This window comes from Pseudoduganella sp. RAF53_2 (assembly GCF_052113985.1).
In the GTDB taxonomy this organism is placed as follows: domain Bacteria; phylum Pseudomonadota; class Gammaproteobacteria; order Burkholderiales; family Burkholderiaceae_D; genus Rugamonas.
Genome location: NZ_JBFRDW010001001.1, coordinates 1 through 1,376 on the forward strand (window position 1 = coordinate 1; position 1,376 = coordinate 1,376).

1 protein-coding gene is annotated in these 1,376 nt (G+C 63.2%); it reads left to right on the plus strand.

The genetic code is table 11. The annotated features are described in order from the left end of the window. Positions 1 to 19 precede the first annotated feature (19 nt). The coding region (locus tag AB4Z11_RS31800) for a methyl-accepting chemotaxis protein (RefSeq protein WP_442030182.1) at positions 20 to 1,376 on the plus strand (1,357 nt) is incomplete at its 3' end.

A 1,376-nucleotide genomic window follows, 5' to 3' on the forward strand; every position in this document is an offset into this window, starting at 1 on the left:
ATATATGGCACGGCAAGCGATGAAGGTAGGAACCCGGCTGGCGCTGGGCTTTGGCGTGGTGCTGTTGTTGCTGATGGCGGTGTCCGGACTGGGTGTGTACAACATGCATCACATAAACAGCCAGTTGGAGCGCATCGTGCACCTGAACGTGGTCAAGCTGGGGCTGGTGCAGGATATGTCCGAGTCGGTGCATATTGTCGCGCGGGTGAGCCGCACCATGGTGATGCTGGACGATGTGCCGGCCATGCTGCGCGAGCAGGAAAAGCTGAAAACCGCCCGCGCCAACTATGATCGTGCCAATAACGAGCTGTCCAAGCTGCCGACCAGCGCAGAAGGGCAGCGGCTGCGCGACAAGATCAATGCCGCGCGGGTTGTGGCGCGTCCGTTGAACGACCAGATCATCGCATTGGCTCTGGTGCACAAGGATGCCGAAGCCACGGCCCTGCTCATGTCCCAGGCCGGCCCTGCCACCCAAGCCTGGCAGGACGCCATGGATGAGGACGTTGAGCTCATCAAACGCAACAATATGGCCGACGCTGCGGCGGCGGCAGAAGCCTACCGCTCGGCCCGCGCGCTGATGCTGACTCTGAGCGGGCTAGCCTTGCTGGTCGGCGTGGCAGCATCGGTCCTGATCGCGAGCCGCTTGTTGCGTCAACTGGGCGGCGAGCCTGATACGGCGGCGGAAATCGCCGGCCGCATCGCCGCGGGCGATCTGACGGTGGCGGTCGATACCAGGCATGGCGACAACGGCAGCATGATGGCCGCCATGAAAACCATGCGCGACAGCTTGCTGGGCATTGTGTCCGAAGTGCGGCGTGGCACCGACACCATCGCCACTGCCACCGGGCAAATTGCAACCGGCAACCTGGATCTGTCGTCGCGCACCGAGCAGCAGGCCAGCGCGCTGGAAGAGACAGCTTCCTCAATGGAAGAACTGACCAGCGTGGTGCGCGAAAACGGCAGCAATGCGCGCGAAGCCAATGCGCTGGCGGCGGAAGCATCACGGGTGGCGAAAGAGGGCGGAGCGGTGGTGGGCGAAGTAGTGCAGACCATGGGCTCAATCAGCGACTACTCGCGCAAGATCGTTGACATTATCAGCGTGATCGACGGCATCGCCTTTCAGACCAATATCCTCGCCCTGAACGCCGCCGTGGAAGCGGCACGCGCCGGCGAGCAGGGACGCGGTTTTGCCGTCGTAGCGAATGAGGTCCGCACCCTCGCTCAGCGCCGCGGCAGCTGCAGCGGCAGCTTCTTCGACCAGGGCGGCATTTTGCTGTGTCACCGTGTCCATCTGGGACACCCCGCCTGGTTGATCTGCTCGATACCCGCGCTTTGCTCCTGCCCCGCCACAGCGATTTGTTCGACCACCGCAGACA